The organism is Paenibacillus sp. tmac-D7 (assembly GCF_006519665.1).
GTDB classification, from domain to species: Bacteria; Bacillota; Bacilli; order Paenibacillales; family NBRC-103111; genus Paenibacillus_G; species Paenibacillus_G validus.
The window spans coordinates 1-23,730 of sequence record NZ_VIDW01000048.1 but is presented as its reverse complement, the minus strand read 5'-3'; the positions used below and the strand labels follow the sequence as shown (position 1 = coordinate 23,730).

Annotated in this window: 21 protein-coding genes, 1 pseudogene and 1 riboswitch; of the genes and pseudogenes, 21 read left to right on the top strand and 1 reads right to left on the bottom strand. The window is 53.5% G+C overall.

The features are described from left to right. Positions 1-8 precede the first annotated feature (8 nt). Positions 9-893: a 16S rRNA (cytidine(1402)-2'-O)-methyltransferase gene (rsmI, locus tag FKP33_RS22670; RefSeq protein ID WP_155615568.1), complete on the top strand. Its 885-nt coding sequence runs from the start codon at positions 9-11 to the stop codon at positions 891-893. Positions 894-1,010: 117 nt separating this feature from the next. Here rsmI and FKP33_RS22665 read toward each other — a convergent pair whose 3' ends face one another. Beyond that, positions 1,011-1,265 (bottom strand): AbrB/MazE/SpoVT family DNA-binding domain-containing protein, encoded by a 255-nt coding sequence (locus FKP33_RS22665; protein WP_010501678.1) that lies wholly within the window; start codon positions 1,263-1,265, stop codon positions 1,011-1,013. A 383-nt stretch (positions 1,266-1,648) separates the two neighbouring features. On the opposite strand from FKP33_RS22665, the gene FKP33_RS22660 reads away from it, so the two are divergent. From FKP33_RS22660 to FKP33_RS22565, 20 genes and pseudogenes are all read left to right on the top strand, one after another. Then, positions 1,649-2,932, top strand: a complete 1,284-nt coding sequence (locus tag FKP33_RS22660; RefSeq protein WP_141336430.1) for an HD domain-containing protein — start codon at positions 1,649-1,651, stop codon at positions 2,930-2,932. A gap of 31 nt (positions 2,933-2,963) precedes the next feature. Beyond that, positions 2,964-3,731: a TatD family hydrolase gene (locus FKP33_RS22655; protein WP_054797916.1), complete on the top strand. Its 768-nt coding sequence runs from the start codon at positions 2,964-2,966 to the stop codon at positions 3,729-3,731. A 235-nt stretch (positions 3,732-3,966) separates the two neighbouring features. Continuing rightward, positions 3,967-4,145: riboswitch (cyclic di-AMP (ydaO/yuaA leader) on the top strand. Between the two features lie 327 nt (positions 4,146-4,472). Further along, a complete protein-coding gene (locus tag FKP33_RS22650; protein ID WP_141336429.1) occupies positions 4,473-5,564 on the top strand; it encodes a resuscitation-promoting factor in 1,092 nt (363 codons plus the stop codon). A gap of 114 nt (positions 5,565-5,678) precedes the next feature. Continuing rightward, complete coding sequence (rnmV, locus tag FKP33_RS22645) at positions 5,679-6,233, top strand: ribonuclease M5 (protein ID WP_127610138.1); 555 nt, start codon at positions 5,679-5,681, stop codon at positions 6,231-6,233. Further along, a complete protein-coding gene (gene rsmA / locus FKP33_RS22640; RefSeq protein WP_127610136.1) occupies positions 6,230-7,159 on the top strand; it encodes a 16S rRNA (adenine(1518)-N(6)/adenine(1519)-N(6))-dimethyltransferase RsmA in 930 nt (309 codons plus the stop codon). The genes rnmV and rsmA overlap by 4 nt, the downstream gene beginning before the upstream one ends. A gap of 70 nt (positions 7,160-7,229) precedes the next feature. Further along, positions 7,230-8,093: a sporulation peptidase YabG gene (gene yabG, locus FKP33_RS22635; protein ID WP_054797918.1), complete on the top strand. Its 864-nt coding sequence runs from the start codon at positions 7,230-7,232 to the stop codon at positions 8,091-8,093. A gap of 198 nt (positions 8,094-8,291) precedes the next feature. Beyond that, complete coding sequence (veg, locus tag FKP33_RS22630) at positions 8,292-8,564, top strand: biofilm formation stimulator Veg (RefSeq protein WP_054797919.1); 273 nt, start codon at positions 8,292-8,294, stop codon at positions 8,562-8,564. 220 nt (positions 8,565-8,784) lie between these two features. Next, positions 8,785-8,961, top strand: a pseudogene (locus FKP33_RS22625) (small, acid-soluble spore protein, alpha/beta type); the annotation flags it as partial. A gap of 344 nt (positions 8,962-9,305) precedes the next feature. Further along, on the top strand, positions 9,306-10,160 hold the full coding sequence (gene ispE, locus FKP33_RS22620) for a 4-(cytidine 5'-diphospho)-2-C-methyl-D-erythritol kinase (RefSeq protein ID WP_127610134.1): 855 nt from the start codon (positions 9,306-9,308) through the stop codon (positions 10,158-10,160). 177 nt (positions 10,161-10,337) lie between these two features. Beyond that, positions 10,338-11,177: a pur operon repressor gene (gene purR / locus FKP33_RS22615; protein WP_127610132.1), complete on the top strand. Its 840-nt coding sequence runs from the start codon at positions 10,338-10,340 to the stop codon at positions 11,175-11,177. A gap of 5 nt (positions 11,178-11,182) precedes the next feature. Then, complete coding sequence (locus FKP33_RS22610) at positions 11,183-11,569, top strand: RidA family protein (protein WP_155615569.1); 387 nt, start codon at positions 11,183-11,185, stop codon at positions 11,567-11,569. Positions 11,570-11,691: 122 nt separating this feature from the next. Beyond that, the gene (spoVG, locus tag FKP33_RS22605; protein ID WP_127610130.1) at positions 11,692-11,976 is read left to right on the top strand and encodes a septation regulator SpoVG; all 285 of its coding nucleotides are present in this window, start codon (positions 11,692-11,694) and stop codon (positions 11,974-11,976) included. Between the two features lie 159 nt (positions 11,977-12,135). Continuing rightward, complete coding sequence (gene glmU / locus FKP33_RS22600; protein WP_127610816.1) at positions 12,136-13,536, top strand: bifunctional UDP-N-acetylglucosamine diphosphorylase/glucosamine-1-phosphate N-acetyltransferase GlmU; 1,401 nt, start codon at positions 12,136-12,138, stop codon at positions 13,534-13,536. Between the two features lie 433 nt (positions 13,537-13,969). Then, a complete protein-coding gene (locus FKP33_RS22595; RefSeq protein ID WP_054797922.1) occupies positions 13,970-14,608 on the top strand; it encodes a 50S ribosomal protein L25 in 639 nt (212 codons plus the stop codon). Positions 14,609-15,671: 1,063 nt separating this feature from the next. Next, the gene (gene pth / locus FKP33_RS22590) at positions 15,672-16,232 is read left to right on the top strand and encodes an aminoacyl-tRNA hydrolase (RefSeq protein ID WP_127610659.1); all 561 of its coding nucleotides are present in this window, start codon (positions 15,672-15,674) and stop codon (positions 16,230-16,232) included. An 85-nt stretch (positions 16,233-16,317) separates the two neighbouring features. Then, positions 16,318-16,548: an anti-sigma-F factor Fin gene (fin, locus tag FKP33_RS22585; RefSeq protein ID WP_054797923.1), complete on the top strand. Its 231-nt coding sequence runs from the start codon at positions 16,318-16,320 to the stop codon at positions 16,546-16,548. 146 nt (positions 16,549-16,694) lie between these two features. Further along, positions 16,695-20,219 carry a transcription-repair coupling factor gene (mfd, locus tag FKP33_RS22580; RefSeq protein ID WP_141336428.1) on the top strand — a complete coding sequence of 1,175 codons (3,525 nt, stop codon included), beginning with the start codon at positions 16,695-16,697 and terminating at the stop codon, positions 20,217-20,219. After that, positions 20,206-21,300 (top strand): peptidylprolyl isomerase, encoded by a 1,095-nt coding sequence (locus tag FKP33_RS22575; RefSeq protein ID WP_127610661.1) that lies wholly within the window; start codon positions 20,206-20,208, stop codon positions 21,298-21,300. Before mfd ends, FKP33_RS22575 begins: the two co-directional genes overlap by 14 nt. 230 nt (positions 21,301-21,530) lie before the next feature. Further along, positions 21,531-22,073 (top strand): stage V sporulation protein T, encoded by a 543-nt coding sequence (gene spoVT, locus FKP33_RS22570; protein ID WP_054797924.1) that lies wholly within the window; start codon positions 21,531-21,533, stop codon positions 22,071-22,073. A 178-nt stretch (positions 22,074-22,251) separates the two neighbouring features. Further along, a partial coding sequence (locus tag FKP33_RS22565) for a polysaccharide biosynthesis protein (protein ID WP_141336427.1) occupies positions 22,252-23,730 on the top strand: 1,479 nt, incomplete at its 3' end.

Sequence of the window (23,730 nt, the reverse complement as noted above, 5' to 3'; positions counted from 1 at the left end):
AGGAATCGATGCGCGTGAACATTCAAAAAAGCTATAATAACGAGTCCGGCAAGGGAAAACTGTACTTGGTCGGCACGCCGATCGGCAATCTCGAGGACATGACGTACCGGGCTGTCCGGATTTTGCAGGAGGTTCGGTGGATCGCGGCGGAGGATACGCGCCAGACGCGCAAGCTGCTGACGCACTTCGACATCAGCACACGGCTTGTCAGTTATCATGAGCATAACAAACATGCCAGCGGGCCGGAGCTCATCCGGCTCATGGAGAGCGGAGACGATATCGCGCTGGTCAGCGATGCGGGGCTGCCCGCCATTTGCGACCCTGGGGCCGATTTAGCCAGACTGGCGATTGAGGCGGGCATTGCGGTGGTCCCGATTCCGGGAGCGAACGCGGCGTTGTCCGCTTTAATCATGTCGGGCTTGCCGACGGAGCGGTTTCTGTTCGTCGGGTTCCCGCCGCGTGACGCCAAACCGATGGAACAGGAGCTTGCCACCTGGAGACGGGAAGCGGCTACAGTGATCGGTTATGAATCGCCTCACCGGATTGTGAAGACGCTGACGCGGATGGCGGAAGTTCTTGGCGAAGAACGGGAGGTTTGCCTGACCCGGGAGCTAACGAAAAAATATGAGGAAGCCGTCCGCGGTACGATCCGCGAATGCCTCGCCTATTTGGTTGACCATCCGCCGCAGGGTGAATACTGCTTCATCGTTCGCGGCGGGGCGGGTGACGGGGGAATCCCGGAGGAGACGGCGTGGTGGACCGGCCTCTCGCCTGAGGAGCATGTGGCCCGATACGAAGCGGACGGGCTGGACCATAAGGAAGCGCTTAGGAGGGCTGCGCAGGAGCGCGGCGTTCCGAAACGCGAATTGTATAATTTGCTGCATCAAGGTTGATCGGCACAAAAAAATACCCTGATTCGGGGCAAGCTCGAATCAGGGATATAGAGGAGATATGAAAAAGGTTAGAATTACCATAGTTAATATTGCTATTTATATTATAACCTATTTTTTTTATTTTGTCACAGGTATTGGCATTTCAGATAAACATTCGTGACAAACAATTTTTCCTTTGAAATAAGAGACGTTCTCGGCGTTTCCGCAGAAGATACAGGCCGGCTCATATTTCTTCAACATGATGCGCTCGCCGTCTACATAAATTTCCAAAGCGTCCTTCTCGCCAATGCCAAGCGTTCTGCGCAATTCGATTGGAATAACAACACGACCAAGTTCGTCGACTTTTCTTACGATACCAGTTGATTTCATCATAATAATAAAATTCCCCTCTCCAGAAGTTGTTTATTTTAGAATGAATGCGAAGCGGAATGAAAATAATCGTCATGTTTCGACATAATTCTTTAAACCTATGATACCAACCATTCCCAAAATAGTCAACCTAAAAATGCAACACCAAGTGACAATTTATGGACCTGACTGCTAGATTAGTATAACATGGAATAGAATAACGCTACTAGTAGAGCCAAAATGTTGGTTTTACTTACCAAAAGTCTCTTTATATATCCATAAAATGTAAATCTATACGCCGTGTCGAAACAAAAATTTGGAATAAATAAATCGACAACATTCGACAATTTTCAATGTTTTGGCGGAATATTGTCGATCAAAACCTGCAAATTGCGAGGAGGGATACCATGCAACAACCGATGGAAGAAGAAAAAGTGTTTAAAGATCCGGTTCACAAGTATATCTATGTGCAGGATCAGACGATCTGGGATCTCATCAATACCCGGGAATTTCAACGGCTGCGCCGCATCCGTCAGCTGGGAACGTGTTTTCTCACCTTTCACGGCGCCGAGCATAGCCGGTTCTCGCATTCGCTGGGTGTTTATGAAGTAACACGCAAAATCATCTCGCAGTTCGAGCGTAATCAATATGAAGATTGGCCGAGAGAAGAACGTCTGTTATGCTTGTGCGCGGCGCTTCTGCATGATGTCGGACACGGTCCCTTCTCGCATTCGATTGAGAAAACGTTCGGGACTCACCATGAGGATTGGTCATGCCGAATCGTACTCGGCAACACGGAAGTCAACGAAGTGCTGAAACGCGTTTCTCCGACGTTCCCGCAGCAGGTAGCGGGCGTTATTGCCAAGACGTACCAGCAAGAAATCGTCGTCAGCCTCGTCTCGAGTCAGCTGGACGCGGACCGGATGGATTACCTGCTGCGCGATGCTTATTTCACCGGCGTAAATTACGGCACCTTCGATCTGGAGCGAATTTTGCGCGTGATGCGGCCGTATCAAGGACATATCGTAGTTAAGGAAAGCGGGATGCACGCCGTTGAGGATTATTTGATGTCCCGATACCAGATGTATTGGCAAGTGTACTTCCATCCGGTTACCCGAAGCGCGGAAGTCGTCCTGCATAAAATTTTTCAAAGAGCCAAACAACTGTTTGAAGAAGGGTATCCGTTCCACTTTCTGCTCGAACCGCTGCCCAGCTTGTTCGGCAATCGGCTGACCACAGAAGAATACCATTTGCTGGATGAAGCGTTGATGCAAACGGTGCTGATGCAATGGACGATGGAAGAGGATGCGGTGTTGGCTGATTTGTGCTCACGCTTCTTGCAGCGGCGTTTATTCAAATATGTAACGCTGGAAATTATGGACGTCGGCATGCTGGAACGGCTTCGTGAAAAAATAGGCAATCTAGGATTAGATCCCTCCTATTACCTGGAAGTCGATTTCCCGTCCGATCAATCCTATGATGTGTACCGGCCGGGCGAACAGGATGAGAAACTGCCGATTTTATTGCTCGATGCGCACGACACGTTGACGGAAATCTCGCGAAAATCCGAAATCGTGCGTTCGATCAGCGGGATCCAGAACGGAAAATACCACCTGTATTACCCGCAGGAACTCGTATTGAAACATCTTCCAGCTTTGGATAAAGAAATTCGGAAGCTGCTAAGATCTTAAACGACATATAGAAGATGAAGGAGAAAACGTTATGCTAATCGACACACATGCACACCTGAATGCGCCGCAATTCGATGAAGACCGACACGAGGTGATTGCGCGCGCAAGAGACAACGGAATAAGTCGAATCGTGAATATTGGATTTAATCGGGAGACGATTCCAAGCTCCTTGGCGCTGGCTGAGCAGTACGATTTCATCTACTCGACGGTGGGCTGGCATCCGACGGAAGCCAAAGATATGAGGGAAGAAGATCTCGCCTGGATCGAATCGTTGTGTCGTCACGAGAAAGTGGTTGCCATCGGCGAAATCGGGCTTGATTACCATTGGGATACGTCGCCGAAAGACGTACAGAATCGGGTATTCCGCGAACAAATTCGTCTGGCCCGCAGGGTCGGCCTGCCGATTGCGATCCATAACCGCGATGCGCATCAAGACGTCGTACAAACGCTGCGCGAGGAGAAAGCGGCGGAGGTCGGCGGCGTGATGCATTGTTACTCCGGCAGCTGGGAGACGGCCAAAATGTGTCTCGATATGAATTTTTACATTTCTTTCGGCGGCCCAGTAACTTTCAAAAATGCCAAGCAACCGAAAGAGGTACTCGAGAAGGTGCCGATGGACCGGCTTTTGATTGAAACCGATGCGCCTTATTTAACTCCGCATCCATATCGGGGCAAGCGAAACGAGTCCGCTTACGTCCGTCTTGTCGCCGAAACGGCGGCCGAAATCAAGGGCATTTCGATCGAGCAATTAGCCGAAGCGACGACTCGAAATGCGATGGAACTTTTTCGTTTAAAGTGAGTGTGTCGGGCTCTGGGAAACGCTTGCATAAACGCTGTTACTTATAGCGAATCGAGAAAAATAAAGAAAACAGCTAAATCGGTTCGTGCGAATGAGATATAGATGTATTTTATTCGCGTAATGAGTATATTTAAACGAAAATGGGTAAAAACCGTTCTTTTTTTATACGTTTGTATACTTTACAACCAAACCCCTCGCGTCGTACACTCAATAATAACTTCATACGATTACCAGAATTCCAACATCGCTGAGTTTCCGAAAGGAAAACGGGGGAACCACATCGCGGCGGTCCATTCATGATTGCCAAGGTGTTTTTTAGGGGTGAATCTCTGGGGCGGGCAACTGTCCCGGGGTAGGGCGACTCTCAAGTCCGAATCCGTCAGCTAACCTCGTAAGCGTCTAGAGAGAGGTAACGCATTGTCGTGTGCTTTTATTTTCATTTGGACAAAATGAGAAAAGTCACGGGAAGGTTCCTCTTCTCCGCTGACTTTTTTTTGTGTTTCCCGTAAAAGGGATTCGTGTCCAAGCTGGCTACTCTTTACACCCGAGGGGGGTGAATACGGCAGGCAAGTGGATACTCTGATGTCAGCAGCACAAACGTTGGTAATGGCAATCAAACAATTTACCATAGTCGCGTCAGAATCTTATCATGCATAACACTCGAATGGCGAGGCTTTAAGGAGGACCGAACAAGTGGGCGCTGAAACACCAGGGCAAACCCATGTAAGACGATCATCCAGCATGACCTTCGCGTTGCGATGGACGCATGAAAACTTGCGTATGATTTCGATTATCGCTCTCATTTCATTCGCTATGACTTTCATGTTCTTGATGATGTTGCACGGTACGGCCATTAAGCGCGTATCGATCGTTGTAGACGGACAGGAACGCACGTTCCAAACCCGGGAAGAGGTACTGCAACGAGTACTGGATGAGCAAGGAATCGCAGTAAGCGAGAACGACCGTATTTCCCATGCGCTGGATGCAAAGGTGAAATCGGGCGACCGCATTGCGATCACGCATACGACGCCGGTGCAATTAACCGCCGACGGCGAGACGAAGACAGTTTACACGGTTGGCAAGACGGTAGAGGCCGCTCTGCAGGATTTGAACGTCCCTGTGGGCGAACTCGATAAAGTCATTCCGGCTAAGGAAACGGAAGTAAGCCCTCATGCGGAACTGAAGGTTGTCCGCGTGACGAAAGAAACAGCAGATGTGCAAGAACCGATCGCATTCGATACAGTAACCAAGAGCGAGCCCCAATTGTTAAAGGGCAAAGAGCAAGTATTGCAGGAAGGTCAGAAGGGCCTCCTTGTGAAGAAGCTGGAGAAAGTGTATGAAGACGGCGTGCTTGTGTCGGAGCAGGTCGTGGATCAGCAAGTACAAACCGAGAGCAAACAACGCATTGTGGCCGTCGGGACGAAAAATCCGGTTGTCGTTCTGTCCTCTTCATCGCCGAACGTCGAGGAGTTGACCAAGAACGGCGTCAAATTCGGCTACAAGCAAGTAATCAAAAACGTTACGCTAACCGCTTATTCGGCGGGGGTGTCATCCACCGGCAAGGATGAAAGTCATCCGCAATACGGCGTAACTTCTTCGGGCGCGAAGGTAACGGAAGGTCGCACGATTGCAGTCGATCCTAAAGTGATCCCGATCGGCTGGTGGGTCTATATCGAGGGCATCGGCTTCCGCCGAGCCGAAGATACAGGCAGCGCTGTGAAAGGGAACAAGATCGACGTCTTTTTCGAGAACGGTGACTATGCAACTCGTTTCGGTACGAAGCGCGGTTATACGGTATACATTATCGGTCCCAAAAAACCGTCGGCGGATTAGGCGCTTGCAATTCGGAAAGACTACATTCATTATATATAGATCGGCAGATAAGAAGAGGTGCTCGTGAGGCGTCCCTCTTCTTTTTCTCTTGTTCACGAAGGAAGGTACGTGCACATGATTAAAGAAATTATCGTAGTGGAAGGTAAGGACGATACGGTAGCCATTAAACGAGCGGTAGAAGCGGAAACCATCGAAACGGGCGGTTCGGCGATCAATGCGGACGTTATTCGACGCATTAAGCTTGCGCAAGAACGGCGGGGCGTAATCGTATTCACGGATCCCGATCATGCCGGGGAGCGTATTCGCAAAATTATTACGAAGGAAGTACCCGGCGCGAAGCATGCCTTCCTGACGCAGGAGGCGGCGACAAGCAAGGGCGATATCGGCGTCGAGAACGCATCGGTCGAAGCGATTCGCACGGCACTGGCCAACGTGAGGACCGACGGTCGAAACGAAGAGTCGGCTATCACATGGGACGATCTGATGGAGGCCGGGCTGATCGTGCATCCTCGTGCGGCCGCCCGGAGACTTGCGATGGGCAATCGTCTCGGAATCGGTTATTGCAACGGGAAGCAATTTTATAACCGCTGCCGCATGTTTCAAATTTCCCGGGAGGAGTTTGAAGCGGCCCGTCGGGAATTGAATGAAAAAGAGGGTGCCACGTCATGAGTCGAAACGGAAATGAACCGGGTTACGGACAAGCGTCCGAGGATATCGCTTCGCCGAAGCGAACCAAGGAACTGATGCAGAAGTACGGCTTTGTGCTCAAGAAAAGCCTCGGACAAAATTTTCTGATCGATCAGAATGTGCTTCACAACATTGTCTCTGCCGCCGAGCTTGACGAGACGAAGGGCGCGCTCGAAATTGGTCCGGGCATCGGGGCATTGACCCAGCAGCTCGCTAAACGTGCGGGCAAAGTCGTAGCCGTCGAGATCGACCAGCGGCTGCTGCCGATGCTGGAGGAGACGCTGGCGCCTTATCCGCAGGCCGAAGTGGTGCACGGGGACGTACTCAAGGTGGACCTGCAGGCGTTGTTCAAGGATAAGTTTCAAGACGTATCGAAAGTAAGCGTTGTCGCTAACCTGCCTTACTATGTGACGACCCCGATCCTGATGAAGCTGCTGGAAGAGCGGCTGCCGCTCGAGAACATTGTCGTCATGATCCAGAAGGAAGTGGCCGAGCGAATGGCGGCAAAGCCCGGAGGCAAGGAATACGGCTCGCTCAGCATCGCCGTACAGTATTATTGCGAACCGGAAGTGGTCGCGATCGTGCCGCAAACGGTGTTCATTCCGCAGCCGAACGTGGACTCGGCGGTCATCAAGCTCAAGGTGCGAGAGAAGCCGGCGGTGGAAGTCGAAGACGAGGCGTTCTTCTTTGACGTCATGCAGGCCAGCTTCGTGCAGCGGCGCAAGACGATTTACAACAACTTGGCGGCCAAATATTTCGATAAAGAATCGAAGCCCGATCTGGAACGTCTGCTGCTGGATGCGGGAATCGCACCCTCGAGGCGCGGCGAGACGCTGTCGATCGAAGAGTATGCAAAGTTGTCGCACCGCTTAGCCGATTACTTGAAGACGGCAAGAACCGCCAAATAACGATCCTGGGCGAAACGTCTGCACCAAATGCCTAGAACCGCCATACGATAGACGGGGAGGCGATGCAGCCATGAAGCAGGGAGACCTGGTCACTCGGAAGTCGTATGGTGGTGATATCGTTTTTAAAATTCAAGAAATCCGGCAACAGCTGGCGGTTCTTCGGGGAGTGGAGCTTAGGCTTTTGGCCGATGCACCCCTTGTCGATCTGGAAGTGATGCCGCAGCTCGATCCTTACCTCGATAAAGCAATTACACGTCCAAAATGGATGGACACGATGCCGCGCAACGGATTGGCGGCGGCGACGACAGGGCCGCCCGGCTGGCCGGCGGGGGAGCCGGCCAAACATCCCGTTTACTTCGAAATGCCAGGCAAAGTATTGCATTTGGACGGCGATCCGAATTATTTGCGCAAGTGCATGAACTTATACGGTGAATTGCGGGTTCCCGCCGAAGGGTATTACGTAGCCGAGGCGAATATGGCCGATGCGGTGTATCGGCTGCTTCCGCTGGTACGCCCCGACATTGTGGTCATAACGGGGCACGACGGCTTTGTAAAGCATCGGCCGGCAGGCGATATTACCAAGCTTAGCAGTTACAAGAATTCGCATAACTTCGTAAATGCGGTTCAAGCCGCCAGGCAGTTCGAGAAAAGTCTCGATGCCTTAACGATCGTCGCAGGCGCTTGCCAATCGCACTTTGAAGCGCTGCTGCAGGCGGGAGCGAACTTTGCCAGCTCGCCGGCCCGCGTCTTGATCCATGCGCTTGATCCATTGTGCATTGCGGTGAAAGTAGCTTATACGCCGATCAAAGAAACCGTAAACATAGTCGATGTCATCGGGTTGACGCACAGCGGTCTCGAAGGGATCGGGGGCATCGAATCGCTGGGAAGCTACCGAAGAGGCGTGCCGAAAATTCAATATGCCACTCCGAAATAAGCGCCGAAATGGTGCTTTTTCTTTTTTATTCGACAATTTGGTGAACGAATACGGAAGCGCCTAGCGTAAAACCGCATAAAATCAGGGAAAATAATCGTTGACAACTAATCAAAGACGCTGATATAATATTTCGCTTAAATTGACATACTACCTATGTTGCGTTATAATAATCTAGAAGGAAAGAGGTGGTAGCAGTCAATGGCTAAAAATGCGCTATTGGAGATCAAACGTTGTTTGGAACCTCATGTCGGACAGAAGATAATGCTTAGAGCGAATGGTGGCCGCCGCAAGACGGTTGAACGCTCCGGAGTCTTGGAGGAAACCTACCCTTCCGTTTTCATTGTGAAGCTGGATCAAGAACAGCAAACCTTCAAGCGAGTTTCTTACAGTTATGCGGACATACTGACGGAATCTGTCGAAGTCACAGTATGTAACGACGACGGAGAAGTACGGATTACAATACAGCAATAAGGTTACATAAGGAACGGTTGATCGTTAGGTGGTCAGTCGTTTTTCTTTAGTAGCCCTATCCATGTGAATCGCTGTGTGCTGCGGACTCGGCGCTTATTCGTCCTTTCGCTTTTTAAAACGTTCGGATGAGATGTAAAGTTGCATTCGTATGAATTTGCTGCGGCGGGCGCATACTAACCTCATAACTCGAACATTCATCCTTTGAAGGAGGGTTTCGGATATGGGGCGTAGAAGCCGCAGAGGCGTGATGTCGGAACAATTTAAATATGAGCTGGCCAAAGATTTAGGGTTCTATGAAACGGTGCAGCGGGAAGGTTGGGGCGGAATTCGCACGAAGGATGCCGGCAATATGGTGAAGCGGGCCATTCAGATCGCGGAGCAAACGCTTGCCCGGCAGACGCAGGTGCAAGCGCAGGCGGTTCAGACGCCATATCGTCCTGCTATGCAGCAGCCCGTGCCGCCTCCGGTCTCGTTCGGACCGTCCGGCTTTGCAGCTGGCGTTTCTTCGTATCCGGTGCAGAATGTGCCGTATTACGCGGCTTCGCACGGCACTCCGGCGAACGCCTCTTCCTATTCGCCATATACAGGACAATAACGAACGGTCGAAACATGAAGCTAAAGCGCGAAACCCGGGCTTTAGCTTTTTTTTGTCTCCTTTTTGGTATAGTATTAGGTTAAATGACATAAATGGCATTCGGCCTCATGGCAGGAAAAGTCAGACAGGTGTAAAGAAGGTGTGTTATGAAAGTGTTCGAGAAAGCGCCGGCAAAAATCAATTTGTCCCTGGATGTGTTGTACAAGCGGGCCGACGGGTTTCATGAAGTCGAAATGGTCATGACGATGGTGGATTTGGCCGATCGTATCGAGATGCAGGAGCTTCCACGGGATACGATCATTATTTCCAGTCAAGCAGGCTACATACCGCTCGATGAGAAGAACTTAGCGTTTCAAGCGGCGCGTTTGATTAAGGAACGTTACGAAGTGAGGCAGGGCGTTTATATTCATTTGGATAAAAAAATTCCGGTATCCGCCGGGTTGGCCGGGGGAAGCAGCGATGCGGCGGCGACGCTGCGCGGCCTGAATAAGCTATGGAAGCTCGGCATAGGGACCGAAGAGCTTCAGCGGCTTGGCGCCGAGCTGGGATCGGACGTGCCGTTCTGCGTAACCGGAGGAACGGCGCTTGCCCGGGGGCGCGGAGAGAAGCTGGAGCCGATCGAATCGCCTCCGCAGTGCTGGGTCGTGCTGGCCAAGCCCCCGATTAATGTGTCCACCTCGGAAATTTACGGCAAGCTGAAAGCGTCCGAAATCAAAAACCATCCTTCAACCGCCTGCGTACTGGACGCGATTCGGGAGAAGCGGTTCGACGAGCTGTGCGCCCGTCTCGGCAATGTGCTCGAGGAGGTCACGCTGGATCTGTACCCGGAAGTCAAACAACTGAAGGAAGTGATGGTGCGCTTGGGAGCTGACGGTGTGCTCATGTCCGGGAGCGGGCCGACCGTCTTCGGGCTAGTATCCAAGGAGGCGAAGGTGCCTCGGATCTACAATGGGCTCCGCGGTTTTTGCAAAGACGTATATGCGGTTCGCTTGTTGACGTGATGTTGATGTAATTTTAAGTGACATAATTTGATAATGTGTAATGTTACATAACATAAATGTCACAATATTTTAACGGGATGATCTTGATTAAACCCGTATAAAGATGATATATTTTGATTATAACATTCGGATTTTCAGCAGATCGTTATTTTGCATCTGGCCAAAGGGGGGTCACTCTTGAAAAAATTAAAAAGAAGCGCAAGATTGGTGGAGATGACCCAATACTTGCTTATTCGCCCCCACACGCTTATTCCATTAACGACATTCGCAGATCGTTATAATTCGGCCAAATCTTCCATCAGCGAAGACTTGGCGATTATTAAAGAAGTGTTCGAAGAGGAGGGCCTCGGCGAGCTGCAGACGCTCGCGGGAGCAGCCGGAGGCGTTCAGTACATACCGAAAGTGACGGCGGCCGGCGCGCTGCAGTTCATTCACCAGCTGTGCCGTCAATTGGAACAGCCCGAGCGCATCTTGCCCGGCGGTTATTTGTACATGTCCGACATTCTCGGGCAGCCGATGATCTTGAACGAAATCGGGAAGCTGTTCGCGTCCGTGTTCGCGAAGAGAGACATCGACATCGTGATGACCGTGGAAACCAAGGGGATTCCGCTCGCCTATGCGACCGCCACTTATTTGAATTTGCCGGTGGTCATCGTTCGTCGCGACAGTAAAGTGACGGAGGGCTCGGTTGTAAGCATCAACTATGTGTCGGGGTCCAATAAGCGCATTCAGACGATGTCGCTTGCCCGCCGCGCCTTGAAAGAGGAGTCGAGAGTACTGATTATCGACGATTTCATGCGCGTAGGCGGAACGATTCAGGGCATGATGGATTTGCTGCAAGAGTTTAAAGCGACGGTGGAAGGCGTAGGGGTGTTTGTGGAGTCCGGCGAGGTGGAAGAGCACCTGGTGGAGGATTATATCTCGCTCGCCAAGCTTTCTGTGGTAGATCCGAAGTCGCGTCAAATTAAAGTAGTGCCAGGTACTTATTTTAAAGAAAGCGAAATTCGCGGGGAGTGAAAATTATGGCGTTACAAACCATTGCAACCGATCAGGCGCCTGCCGCCATCGGTCCGTATTCGCAAGCCGTTCAATTCGGCAATCTGTTGTTTACATCGGGACAAATTCCGCTCGGCCTGGACGGCCAACTCGTGCAAGGCGGAATTGCCGAGCAAACGCATCAAGTGTTTCGCAATCTGCAAGCGGTCTTAGCCGCAGCGGGCTCGTCGTTCGGTCAAGTGGTGAAGGCTACCGTATTCATCAAAGACATGAACCAGTTCGCTCAGGTGAATGAAATCTATGCTTCGTACTTCGGCGACCACAAGCCGGCTCGTTCGACGGTTGAAGTAGCGCGTCTTCCGAAAGATGTGCTTGTCGAAATAGAGCTCATTGCCGCGGTAAATGTCGAATAATTTGCAATATATAAAGTATTTATAAAATTGAGAAAAAATCTCAGTTTGGCAGCAGGAATTTGCACTAAAATGTGGAATTACTACTCAAGTCTTCTAGATGGAAAAAGGTGGTGAACACAGAGGTGCAAATTACTGACGTCAGACTTCGCCGGGTGAATTCCGAAGGCAGAATGAAAGCTATTGCTTCCATTACCATCGATAACGAATTTGTCGTTCACGACATTCGAGTCATTGACGGTAATAACGGGATGTTCGTAGCGATGCCTAGCAAACGGACTCCGGACGGAGAATTCAGAGATATCGCACACCCGATTTCCTCTTCCACACGTGAAAAAATTCAGGCCGCCGTATTGGCTGAATATGATCGTGCTGCTACGGAAGAAGAAGTTATTGAAGAAGGTGCTTAACCGTTTACAATTTAAGAGAGCCGGACAGGCTCTCTTTTCTTTTACAGGTAAGTGAGCTATATTGGGATTATGGCATATTTATTTCATTGCGCTTTGTGCATAGCGTTCGCATAACATGATGTGGATTTATTTTTTATAAGGATTAGGGGTTGAATCGTTTTGAACATTATAGGCATTGTGCTCGCAGCGGGCCAAGGTAAGCGAATGAAATCGAAATTATACAAAGTACTGCATCCGGTTTGCGGTAAACCGATGGTCGGTCATGTCGTGTCCACCCTCGAAAATTTAAATACATCGCGTACAGTCGTTATCGTAGGGCATGGAGCGGAAGCGGTGAAATCCTATTTGGGAGAACGCGCCGAATATGCGCTGCAAGCAGAGCAGCTCGGGACCGGTCATGCCGTCTTGCAGGCAAAGCCGCTGCTTGGCGATGAGGAAGGCCTTGCCATCGTCATTTGCGGGGATACGCCGCTCGTCTCGAATGAAACGCTGGAGGGGATGATCCGGCTTCATCAGGAGCGCGGGGCGTCCGCTACGATATTGACGGCGAATGTGGCGGAGCCGAAAGGCTACGGCCGCATTATCCGTGACGAGCAGGGGTATGTGACGAAGATTGTGGAGGACAAGGATTGTTCGCCGGAGCAGCGCCGGGTACAGGAAATCAACACGGGCACGTACTGCTTCGACAACCGCAAGCTGTTCGCGGCTTTGGCGCAAGTGAAGAACGATAATTCGCAAAACGAATATTATATTACAGACGTCATTAGCATCCTGAATGGTCAAGGTGAACGGGTAGAGGGTTACGTGCTGGACGATGCGGTCGAGTCGATCGGAGTGAACGATCGCTTGGCGCTGTCGGAGGCCGAGCAAGCGATGCGCGCGCGCATCAACCGCGGGCATATGTTGAACGGCGTTACGATCATCGATCCGTCTGCGACTTATATTGAAGCCGACGTGCGGATCGGTGCCGATACGGTCGTGCACCCGGGCTCCGTGCTGCGCGGCAGCACCGTTATCGGCGAAGATTGCGTTATCGGGCCGCAGGCTGATATCGCCGACAGCAGCCTCGCCTCCGGAGTGACCGTGAAGCATTCCGTGCTTCAGGATGCGGTCGTCGGCGCGGGATCTTCGGTCGGGCCGTTCGCTTATTTGCGGCCGGGCGCGGACCTCGGTCAGAACGTGAAGGTCGGCGACTTTGTCGAGATTAAGAACGCCAAGCTCGGAGACGATACGAAGGTGTCCCACTTGAGCTACATCGGCGATGCGGTAATCGGCCGTAACGTCAATGTCGGCTGCGGCGCCATCACGGTCAACTACGACGGCTTCAACAAACAGGTGACGGAAGTGGAAGACGACGCTTTCGTCGGCAGCAATGTGAACCTGATTGCGCCGGTAAAGGTGGGCAAGGGCGCTTATGTCGTTGCCGGTTCGACCATTACAAACAACGTGGAGCCCGGGGATTTGGCGATCGCCCGTGAGCGGCAGGTGAACAAGGCGGGTTATGCCGATAAGCTGCGTGCTAAATTCGCCGCCAAGAAGGCGTCGTCGAAGAAGCAGTAGCGGCAGGCGTAAGGTAGCCGCCGATCCCCTGCGGTGGCGGATCGGTTCGGACTTGGCGTTAGCCGGGGACAGGTCGAAGTTACGGTTCATGGTTAGGGAAGCGGACGATTGAGTTGTTATTCGCGGCGGGATTAATCGATTTCCCTGTTGTTCTGCGAATAGTGGAACGGTGATGTGTTATTAAGCGATAATTCTCCCTTTGAAGGGAAATAGCGGAGCCAGGGTATCTGATTTGCCCCTTTTCGGCGAAATTTGCCGGATTTGGAGCAATGAGCGAACTCTAGTTCCGCTATTTGTTTTGGAGGCGTGAATGGGAGACGAATAGCGATCCGCCGGGGCGGAGCGTTTTCTTGAGGAAAGACGTTTCAGACCTCCTTCAATTGGGTAAAGTAGTAGAAGTTAGGGCTTGTCCCCAAATGAAGGAGGTATTCCTATGGCTACAACATTGAAGGCGGAAGCTCGCAGCGGCAGAACGAAGGGTGACCGCAACCGTCTGCGCGCAGAAGGTAAAGTGCCGGCTGTCGTTTATGGTAAAAAGGTGCCCCAAACATCCATTGCCATCGATCAAAAGGAGCTCCTTGCCCTGATCAAAGCAAACCGGCATGCGATTATCGAACTGGATGTTCCGCAGCTCGGCAAACAGCCGGTGATGATCAATGAAATCCAACGCGATGCGATTAACCGTCAGCTGCTGCACGTCGATTTCCATCAAATCAACATGGATGAGCCGGTTAACACTACAGTTCGATTAGAGTACACCGGCGAGGCGATCGGCGTCCAGGAGGGCGGCATTCTGCAAATTCAGCTTCATGAGCTCGACATACGCTGCTTGCCTACACAAATCCCGAGCGTGATCGAAGTGGACGTCAGCTCCTTGGGCATCGGCGAAAATTTGCTGGTTTCCTCGTTACAGCTATCCGCTGGAATCGAAATCAAAACCAACGAGCACGACGTCCTGGCCACCATCCTGACGCCGCAAAAAGCGGAGCCGGAAACCGTGGACGAAGAGCCTGGCGCAAAAACCGAGGATGCCCCGGCCGAAGCGGCCGCCAAATCCGAGGAGACCGTATAAGCGAGAAGTCCAGCGTATCGATGCGAATCGATACGTTTTTTGCTGTCCGGGAAGCCGAACGTCGCATAACGAGCACAGGCGCGGCCGAGGTTGCGGGAGTCATGCTCTAGCACTATGGGTACAGCCGTACTGATGGTGCTCGTGCACTAGCGCTATGGGCACGGCCGCGCTGGTTGGGTACTTGCATTAATTCACTTCGAGCACGGGCGCGCGGGTGAAACGCGCGGGATGTGCTCCCGCACTAACGCAAAGGCAGGCCGCGCTGGCTGGGAACTCGCATTAATTCAGTTCGAGCACGGGCGCGTGGGTGAAACACGCGGGATGTGCTCCCGCACTAACGCAAAGGCAGGCCGCGCTGGCTGGGAACTCGAGTTAATTCAGTTCGAGCACGGGCGCGCGGGTGAAACGCGCGGGATGTGCTCCCGCACTAACGCAAAGGCAGGCCGCGCTGGCTGGGAACTCGAGTTAATTCACTTCGAGCACGGGCGCGCAGGTGAAACGCGCGGGATGTGCTCCCGCACTAACGCAAAGGCAGGCCGCGCTGGCTGGGAACTCGAGTTAATTCAGTTCGAGCACGGGCGCGCAGGTGAAACGCGCGGGATGTGCTCCCGCTCTGCCCCACTCGAAGTAAGCTCAGGCCAAAGGCCTGGGGCGAGTCGACGCTCGGATGGCCGTCTTGCGCTCGATTGCCGGAGTTTGCTCGATCGCAGGCACAACACCGGGTAAGAACGCCGCATGACAGCGTGTCCCCCGTTCCCCGCCGTTAAGGCGCGGGAATAGGGGGACGAAAAGCGCTCCACGCCCTACAGCCGCTTCAACGACGGCCCGGTGGCAGGTACGCTCCCTTTCGGGGTCTCGGGGCGAAGCGCCCGAGTCCTCCCCCCTTGGCGAAGGGGGGAAAGAGGGGGGATCGAAAAGAAGGAACTTTGGTCACATCCTGTCGGATAGGTCCATGTTAAGTTGGCGCGGACGACGTTTTCGGTTATCATTAGAGAAGAGACGCTTGAAGACGTCGATGAAGGGCGAACGAAGGCGTTGCCGCTAGAAGGGAGCAGAAATCGCTTTGAAATGGTTTGTGGGCCTCGGGAATCCGGGCAAACAATATGAACAGACCCGGCACAACATCGGGTTTATGGCGCTGGACCGATTCGCCGACCGGCACGGCATTAAGATTACGCAAAGCAAGTGCAAGGCATTGCTGGGGGAAGGTGTGGTGGCAGGGCAGAAAGTATACTTGCTCAAGCCGCAGACGTTCATGAACTTGTCGGGCGAATCGATACGCGCGTTTATGGATTTTTATAAAGCGCCGGTCGAAGATTTAATCGTGGTCTACGACGACTTGGATACGCCGTTCGGCAGCATCCGGCTTCGTTATCAAGGCAGCGCCGGCGGGCATAACGGCATCAAGTCAACCATCCAGCACCTCGGGACTCAGTCGTTCCAGCGGATTCGCATGGGAATTTCGCGGCCGGCGCCGGGGCGGGATATCGCCGAATACGTGCTGCATACATTTTCGAAAGAGGAATTGACGAAGATGCCTCAGCTGCTCGATAAGACCTGTGAAGCGATGGAGCATCTGCTTGAGCATACCTTTGAAAATACGATGGCCAAATACAACGGTTAAGACGGACCCGGGCTAATCTCCTCGCCAGTTGGGCATACTGGTTGAAAATAACGCTTTTTCCGTAAAGCGTAAGGAGGTTGGAAGGATGGCCGTCACCTATATTTGCCGCCATTGTCAAACGTTTATTGGGGAGATCCGTCAAGGGGAAGTGAACGAGTTTCAGCTCGGCTTCCATTTCTTGACCCCCGAAGAGCGGAGAGATATAATATCGTATAACCCGAATGGGGATGTCACCGTCAAGGTGGTATGCGATTACTGCAAGGAAGCGCTGGAAGCCAATCCGGAGCTCTCGCTCCTCGCGAATCCTCTGCAATAAGTCATCAGGCGGCATCGGCAGTATCGATGCAGTCCTCGCGACAGGGGTTTTTTCGCATTTCGGCGATCCTGCTTTTCGTTCATGGACCGGCCTAAAGCGATTCTCGCTCTAGGCTTTTTTAGTGTGGTTGAGAGGGGTGTCCTGTGTTGCAGGCATTAATTCAAGCATTCTCGGCCGATTCCGATTTCCAGACGATCGTTTCGGGCATTCGGTCGGGTATGAGAGAGCAATTGGTCGCCGGTCTCACCGGTTCTTCGCGGCAGGTGATGCTGGCTTCGTTGTATGAAGAACTGCGTCAGCCGCTTTTTGTCGTGACGCATAATATGTTTTCCGCACAGAAGGTGTTCGAAGACTTGGTGGAGCTGGTTCCTCCGGGACAAGTGCTGTTGTTCCCGGCGCAGGAACTGCTGGCAGCGGAGGCGGCGATCGCAAGTCCGGAGATGCTGGCGCAGCGTATTGACGCGTTATCCCGCTTGGCCGCAGGCTTCCGCGGGATTGTCGTCGTGCCGTACGCCGGGATGCGGCGGCTGCTGCCGAACCAGGAAGCGATCGCGGCGGCCCGATTTACGATCCAGGTCGGACAATCCGTTGAGCTGGAGTCATGGATTGAGCGTTTGGTGGAATTTGGCTACGAGCGCGTAGAGCGTGTCGAGAATAAAGGGGAGATGAGTGTCCGCGGCGGCATCGTCGACCTGTTCCCGCTGACATCGCCGCATCCGTTCCGGATCGAGCTGTTCGACGTGGAGGTCGATTCCATTCGTTCCTTCGATGCCGGGGACCAGCGCTCGATGGATAAATTCCAGGAGCTCACGATTGTGCCTTGTCGCGAGATTGTAGCGGATCGAAACCGTTTACAAAAAGCGGCGCAGCATGCCTATGAACTGCTGCAGGAGCAACTGAACAAGATGACCGATCGTACGGCCAAAGACCGTTTGCTCGAAGGCATCGGACATGAAATCGAGCAGATGCGGCAGGGGCAGCATGTTCAAGGGATGTTCAAATATATGTCCCTGCTGTTTCCGGAGCGGCAAACGCTGCTGGATTATATGCCTAAGGATACGGTGCTGCTCATCGACGAACCGGCGCGGCTGCTGGAAACGGCAAAGCAGCTCGAGAAGGACGAAGCGGAATGGATGACGATGTCGCTGTCGGACGGCAAATATATGCCGCAGCTGGTATTGTCGAAGCCCTATGAAACGCTGCTTCACCGCAAGCCGTATCCGACTCTGTACCTGTCGTTATTCCTGAGACAAGTGCCGGGCGCGGTTCCGCAAAATATCATCAACTTCATGTGCCGTGTCATGCAAAACTTCCACGGTCAAATGAATTTGCTGAAGAGCGAAATGGAACGCTGGAAAAAGGCCGGCGCGAAAGTGATGATGCTGGCGGGCGGACCGGAGCGCGTCGAGCGGATCAAGCGGGTACTCGACGACTACCATATCGAAGAGCCGATGATCGTGGAAGGCAACCTGCAGACGGGATTTGAGCTGCCGGGCATTCATTTGGTCATCATTACCGAAGGCGAGATGTTCACGCAGAAGCAGCGCAAAGCGCGCAAAGTGGACAAAAAGATCGAGAATGCCGAGCGGATCAAAAGTTACCAGGAGCTGAAGGTCGGCGATTACGTCGTTCACGTCAACCACGGAATCGGGAAATTCGTAGGCATCGGAACATTGGAAGTAGGCGGCATTCATAAAGATTATTTGCACATTTTATACGCCGGAGGCGACAAGCTCTCGGTACCGATTGAACAGATCGACCACGTTCAGAAATATGTCGGCGCGGAGGAAGGCAAAGAGCCGAAAGTGTATAAACTCGGCGGCTCCGATTGGAACCGGGTTAAAACCAAAGCGCGCGCATCGGTGCAAGACATTGCCGATGACCTCATCAAGCTGTATGCGGAACGTCAGGCAACGACGGGGTATGCGTTTTCACCCGACACCGCCTACCAGCAGGAATTCGAGGGCATGTTCCCTTACGAGGAAACGGCGGATCAGCTGCGGGCGATCGAAGAGATCAAGCAGGACATGGAAAAGCCCCGTCCGATGGACCGTTTGTTGTGCGGCGACGTCGGTTATGGCAAAACGGAAGTGGCGATCCGCGCGGCCTTCAAAGCGGCCATTGACGGGAAGCAGGTGGCCGTGCTCGTGCCGACTACGATTCTCGCGCAGCAGCATTACGAGACGTTCCGCGAGCGGTTCTCCGGATATCCGTTCAACATTCAAGTGCTGAGCCGATTCCGTTCGAAGAAAGAGCAGGCGGATACGATGAAGGGTATTAAAGCCGGTACGGTTGACGTCGTCATCGGAACACATAGGCTGCTGTCCAAGGATATGCAGTTTAAGGATTTGGGCCTTCTCATCGTAGACGAGGAGCAGCGTTTCGGGGTCTCGCACAAAGAAAAGCTGAAGCGGCTGAAGACGAATGTGGATGTGCTGACGCTGACGGCGACACCGATTCCGCGGACGCTGCATATGTCCATGCTGGGCGTACGCGATTTGTCGGTCATTGAAACGCCGCCGGAGAATCGTTTCCCGGTGCAAACGTATGTGGTGGAGTACAGCGCTTCGCTCGTACGGGAAGCGATTGAGCGGGAGCTGGCGCGCGAGGGACAGGTGTACTATTTGTACAACCGGGTTCAAGGCATTACCCAAATGGCGGAGCAGATCTCGATGCTGGTGCCGGACGCGCGGGTAACGGTAGCGCACGGGCAAATGTCGGAGCAGGAGCTGGAGAAAACGATTCTCGATTTTCTCGACGGCGAATACGACGTGCTGGTCAGCACCAGTATTATCGAGACCGGCGTCGACATTCCGAACGTGAACACGCTGGTGGTCCATGACGCGGACAAAATGGGCTTGTCCCAGCTGTATCAGCTGCGCGGCCGTGTCGGTCGCTCCAATCGGATCGCCTACGCGTATTTCACCTACCAACGGGATAAAGTGTTGACGGAAGTGGCGGAGAAGCGTCTGCAGGCGATAAAAGAGTTTACAGAACTAGGGTCAGGGTTTAAAATTGCCATGAGAGATTTGTCCATCCGCGGCGCGGGCAATTTGCTGGGCGCAGAGCAGTCCGGCTTTATCGCTTCGGTCGGGTTCGATCTGTATTCGCAAATGCTGGGCGAAGAGATTCAGAAGCGGAAGAAAGAGATCGGCGGCGAGGCCGTACCGGAAACGAAGGTCTGGTCGACGCAGCTGGACATTCAGCTGGACGCCTACATTCCGGGCGATTACATCTACGACAGCATGCAAAAGATCGAGATTTACAAAAAGGTTGCTGCTGTGCAGTCGCTTGAAGAAGCGAACGAGCTGCATGACGAGCTGGTGGACCGGTTCGGCGATTTGCCGGATGCGGTGCATAATCTGCTGCGCGCTGCGCGTTTGAAAGTATACGGGGCGCAGTATGCGATCGAGACGATCACGCAGAAGGGGCTCGATTATGAACTTCGTCTACATGCGGATCAGACCGGTAATCTGAATGAAGCCGAGTGGGCAAAGCTGCAGCAGGAGTTCGAAAATCGCGTACGGTTGGTCAGCGGGCCGAACATGGTAATCGAAACGAAAGGCAAGGGACTGACACCAGAACAATCCATCGATTTACTTGAAAGGTTTCTGGTACAATACAAGCGTGCGCTGAAATCGAAGGGAGAACTACAAAATGCAGCAAAATAACAGGAAGAAATACCGGAGAATGACTGCTCTTATGGCGCTTGTAATAGTCGTAGGGTTAGCCGCGGGATGCGGCAAGAAAGAGGAAGCGCCAGCGGCGACGCCGGCTCCGGCTGTGGAAACGCCGGCAGCTCCGGCTGCGACGGGCAACCCGGGCGATGTGCTGATTGCTATGAAAGACGGCGTTAACGTGACCCGAGGCGAATTTGATAAATTCGTCAATATCAATATGATGTTCTACCCGCAATACGCGCAGTTTAAGACCGATCCGGCATTCCAGCAAGACATCATGAATCAGCTGCTCGCCTTCAAAGTGCTCGGCGCCCGCGCGGACGAGAAAGCAAAAGCCGACGCCGCGAAGCAAGCCAGCGAGCAAATGGAACAGATTAAGACGTACCTCGGCATGCAGGAAGGCGGCATGGAAAAGGCGCTGAAGGATGCCAATGTGACGGAGAAGGACATTCAGGATTTCATCGGCAACAGCTTGGTCACGATCGTGTCCGCAGAAAGCAAAGTGACGGATGACGAAGTGAAAAAGGCTTACGACGACAAATTGGCGCAGGATCCAAGCGCCTATACGATCGCGACCGTGCGCCACATTCTGGTCGGCACGACCGATGCAGCGACAGGGGCGGAAAAGCGTACGAAGGAAGACGCCCTGAAGCTTGCGAAAGAAGTGCAGGACAAGCTGAACGGCGGCGGGGATTTTGATGCGCTGGCTAAAGAATATTCCGACGACCCGGGTTCGAAGGAAACCGGCGGGAAGTATGAGAATGCGGAAGTCGGACAATGGGTGCCTGAATTTAAAAAGGCGGCCATTGAACTGCCGATCGGCAAAATCAGTGATCCGGTGGAAACGAGTTACGGCTACCATGTGATGAAAGTCGAGTCGCGTTCGAGCAAAACGTTCGACGACGTGAAAGCAGGACTGCGCTCGGAAGCGGCGCAGGCGAAAATTTATGAATTTCTGGAGAAAGAGCTTCCGGGCTTGATTCAGACGAACAATATGCCGAAGCCGGAAGCCACTCCAGCTCCGACTCCGGCACCGGCGGCAGATGCGCCGAAAGCGGAAGAGAAGAAGTAAACATTACCAGGGCGCCCGAAAGGGCGCCCTGTTTTGTTTTCTTTTTTTGGGGCATAATGTAAACAGCGGCAGCCCGTACATAGGCGCGTAAGGCAGCCGGCAGTCAAGCGGTAGGTGCATAACCCTCTGGGAATCGAAGAATACTATGGGCAGTCGAATTCCCTACATTGTATACAAAGGGCAATCCAGATTGTATCACATTCTTCAAGGAAAGCGAGGCATCTAGAATTATGAAAGCAACTGGAATCGTTCGTCGTATCGACGATCTTGGCAGGGTTGTGATCCCGAAGGAGATCCGCCGTACTCTGCGTATCCGGGAAGGGGACCCGCTTGAGATTTTCGTGGACCGTGACGGAGAGGTTATTTTGAAGAAATACTCTCCAATCGGTGAACTCGGGGATTTTGCCAAGGAATATGCCGAATCGCTCTTTGAAAGCACCAATCACATTACCATGATATCTGATCGCGATAATATTATCGCCGTTGCCGGCGGTTCGAAGAAGGATTATTTGGAGAAACCCGTCGGGCCTCTGGTCGAAACCTGCATGGAAAGCCGCAAAGCTTCGATGGAAACAAGCACGGGCTCTTATGAAATTTGTAAAGACGCCCCGGATACTTACGGTTCTTACGTCATCGCCCCGATCGTTGCGGGTGGCGATCCGATCGGATCGGTCATCCTATTTACCAAAGACGAGAATGTGAAGATGGGTCAAATGGAGCTGAAAATGGCCGAGACGGCGGCCGGCTTCTTGGCTAAACAGATGGAGCAATAATCCGATAGTCGTATGGTCCGTACGATATTGATGACAGCTAGGGCACAAGCTTCCTGAATTCTTCCCGGCGGCGGGGAGAAGCGGGAAGCTTTTTTGTTGCCCGTCCGGTTTTGGAAAAGATGCGTAAATGCGGTATAATGTTGGCGTTGACTAGGCACGGGAGGCAAGGAGAACGAGGATGAAGCAGCAAGCGGGGCGTAGAGAAGCGGAGCGGGCCGATGAAGAAACCGGACCGGCGGAGCCGGGGAGGGAAGAGCAGGGAAGGCTGCGTGCAGGCGCTGGTTGGAGTGCCCGGGCGAGCGACCCGCGTCGCGGTGCGGGGAAAACCTCGCCTGCCGCTACGTCGCTGCTGCAAGGTGCGGCGATGCTCGGTTTGGCTGCGGTCGCTTCGAAGATGATCGGGACGCTGCAAAAGATCCCGCTGCAGAACATGGCGGGCGATGCGGTGTTCGGTATTTATAATGCGGTATTTCCGCTGTATACGCTTATTTTGTTTCTGGCTACCGCCGGATTCCCGCTCGTCGTCTCCAAGTTCGTGTCCGAATATGCGGCCGACGGCCGGAACGCGCAAGCGAAGCAAGTGCTGCGTGTCGCGTCCGTTCTGCTTCTGGCTAGCGGTATTTTGTTCTTTCTGCTTTTATATATGGGCGCGGATGTCCTCGCAGATTGGATGGGGGCGGCGCAAGCCGCCGCCGCGATCCGCAGCGTTTCCTTCGCGCTGCTGATCGTGCCGGTGATGTCGGCGCTGCGCGGTTATTTTCAAGGCTACGGCGATATGGCGCCGACGGCTTGGTCGCAGGTGATCGAGCAGGCGGTGCGCGTCGCCGTCATGGTCGGACTGCTGCTCGCCTTGATCAGGCTCGGGGGCAGTCCGGAGCTGATCGCCGCCGGCGCCACGTTCGGGTCGGTGGCGGGCGCGGCGGCCGGTCTTGCCGCCATGCTGTGGTATTGGCGCAAGGCGCGGCAAACGGATCGCTTGCCGGCGGTTGAAGCGGCAGGGGAAGGCTTAACGGTCAGGGGCCGATGGCGTAGCGACTGGACGCTCGCCAAGCGGCTTTCCCTCTATGCGATTCCGCTCTGCCTCGGAACGCTTGCGACGCCGATTCTGGGGCTCGTCGATTCGTTCACGATGCCGCGCCTGCTTAGACAAACCGGTTGGGACGAAACCGGCGCTTTGTTTCAGTACGGTCTGTACAACCACGGGTTGCCGCTTGTTCAGCTGGTGGCGATGATCGCGGCCTCCATGTCGGCCGCGCTTGTGCCGGCCATGGCGGAAGCACGGCATCGCGGCGACGCGGAAGCGGTACGCAGCCGGGCCGGTTACGCGCTGCGCGTGACGTGGCTCGTCGGGCTGGCGGCATCGTTCGGGTTGGCGATGCTGGCTGAGCCGCTGAACGTGATGTTCTATAAATCTTCCGCGGGGACGTCTGCGATGATCGTGCTATCGTTCACTGCCGTGCTGTCGGCGGTAAACTTGGTGTCGAGCAGCCTGCTGCAGGGCCTCGGCGCCGTCCGCGCGCCCGCGCTTTACCTGCTCGCCGCCGCGCTGGCGAAGCTCGCGCTCAACGCCGTGCTCGTGCCGCGCTACGGCATCGACGGCGCCTCCCCCTCTGCAAAAGGATACCAGTCCGGCCGCTCCCCTGAACGCGTAACAACG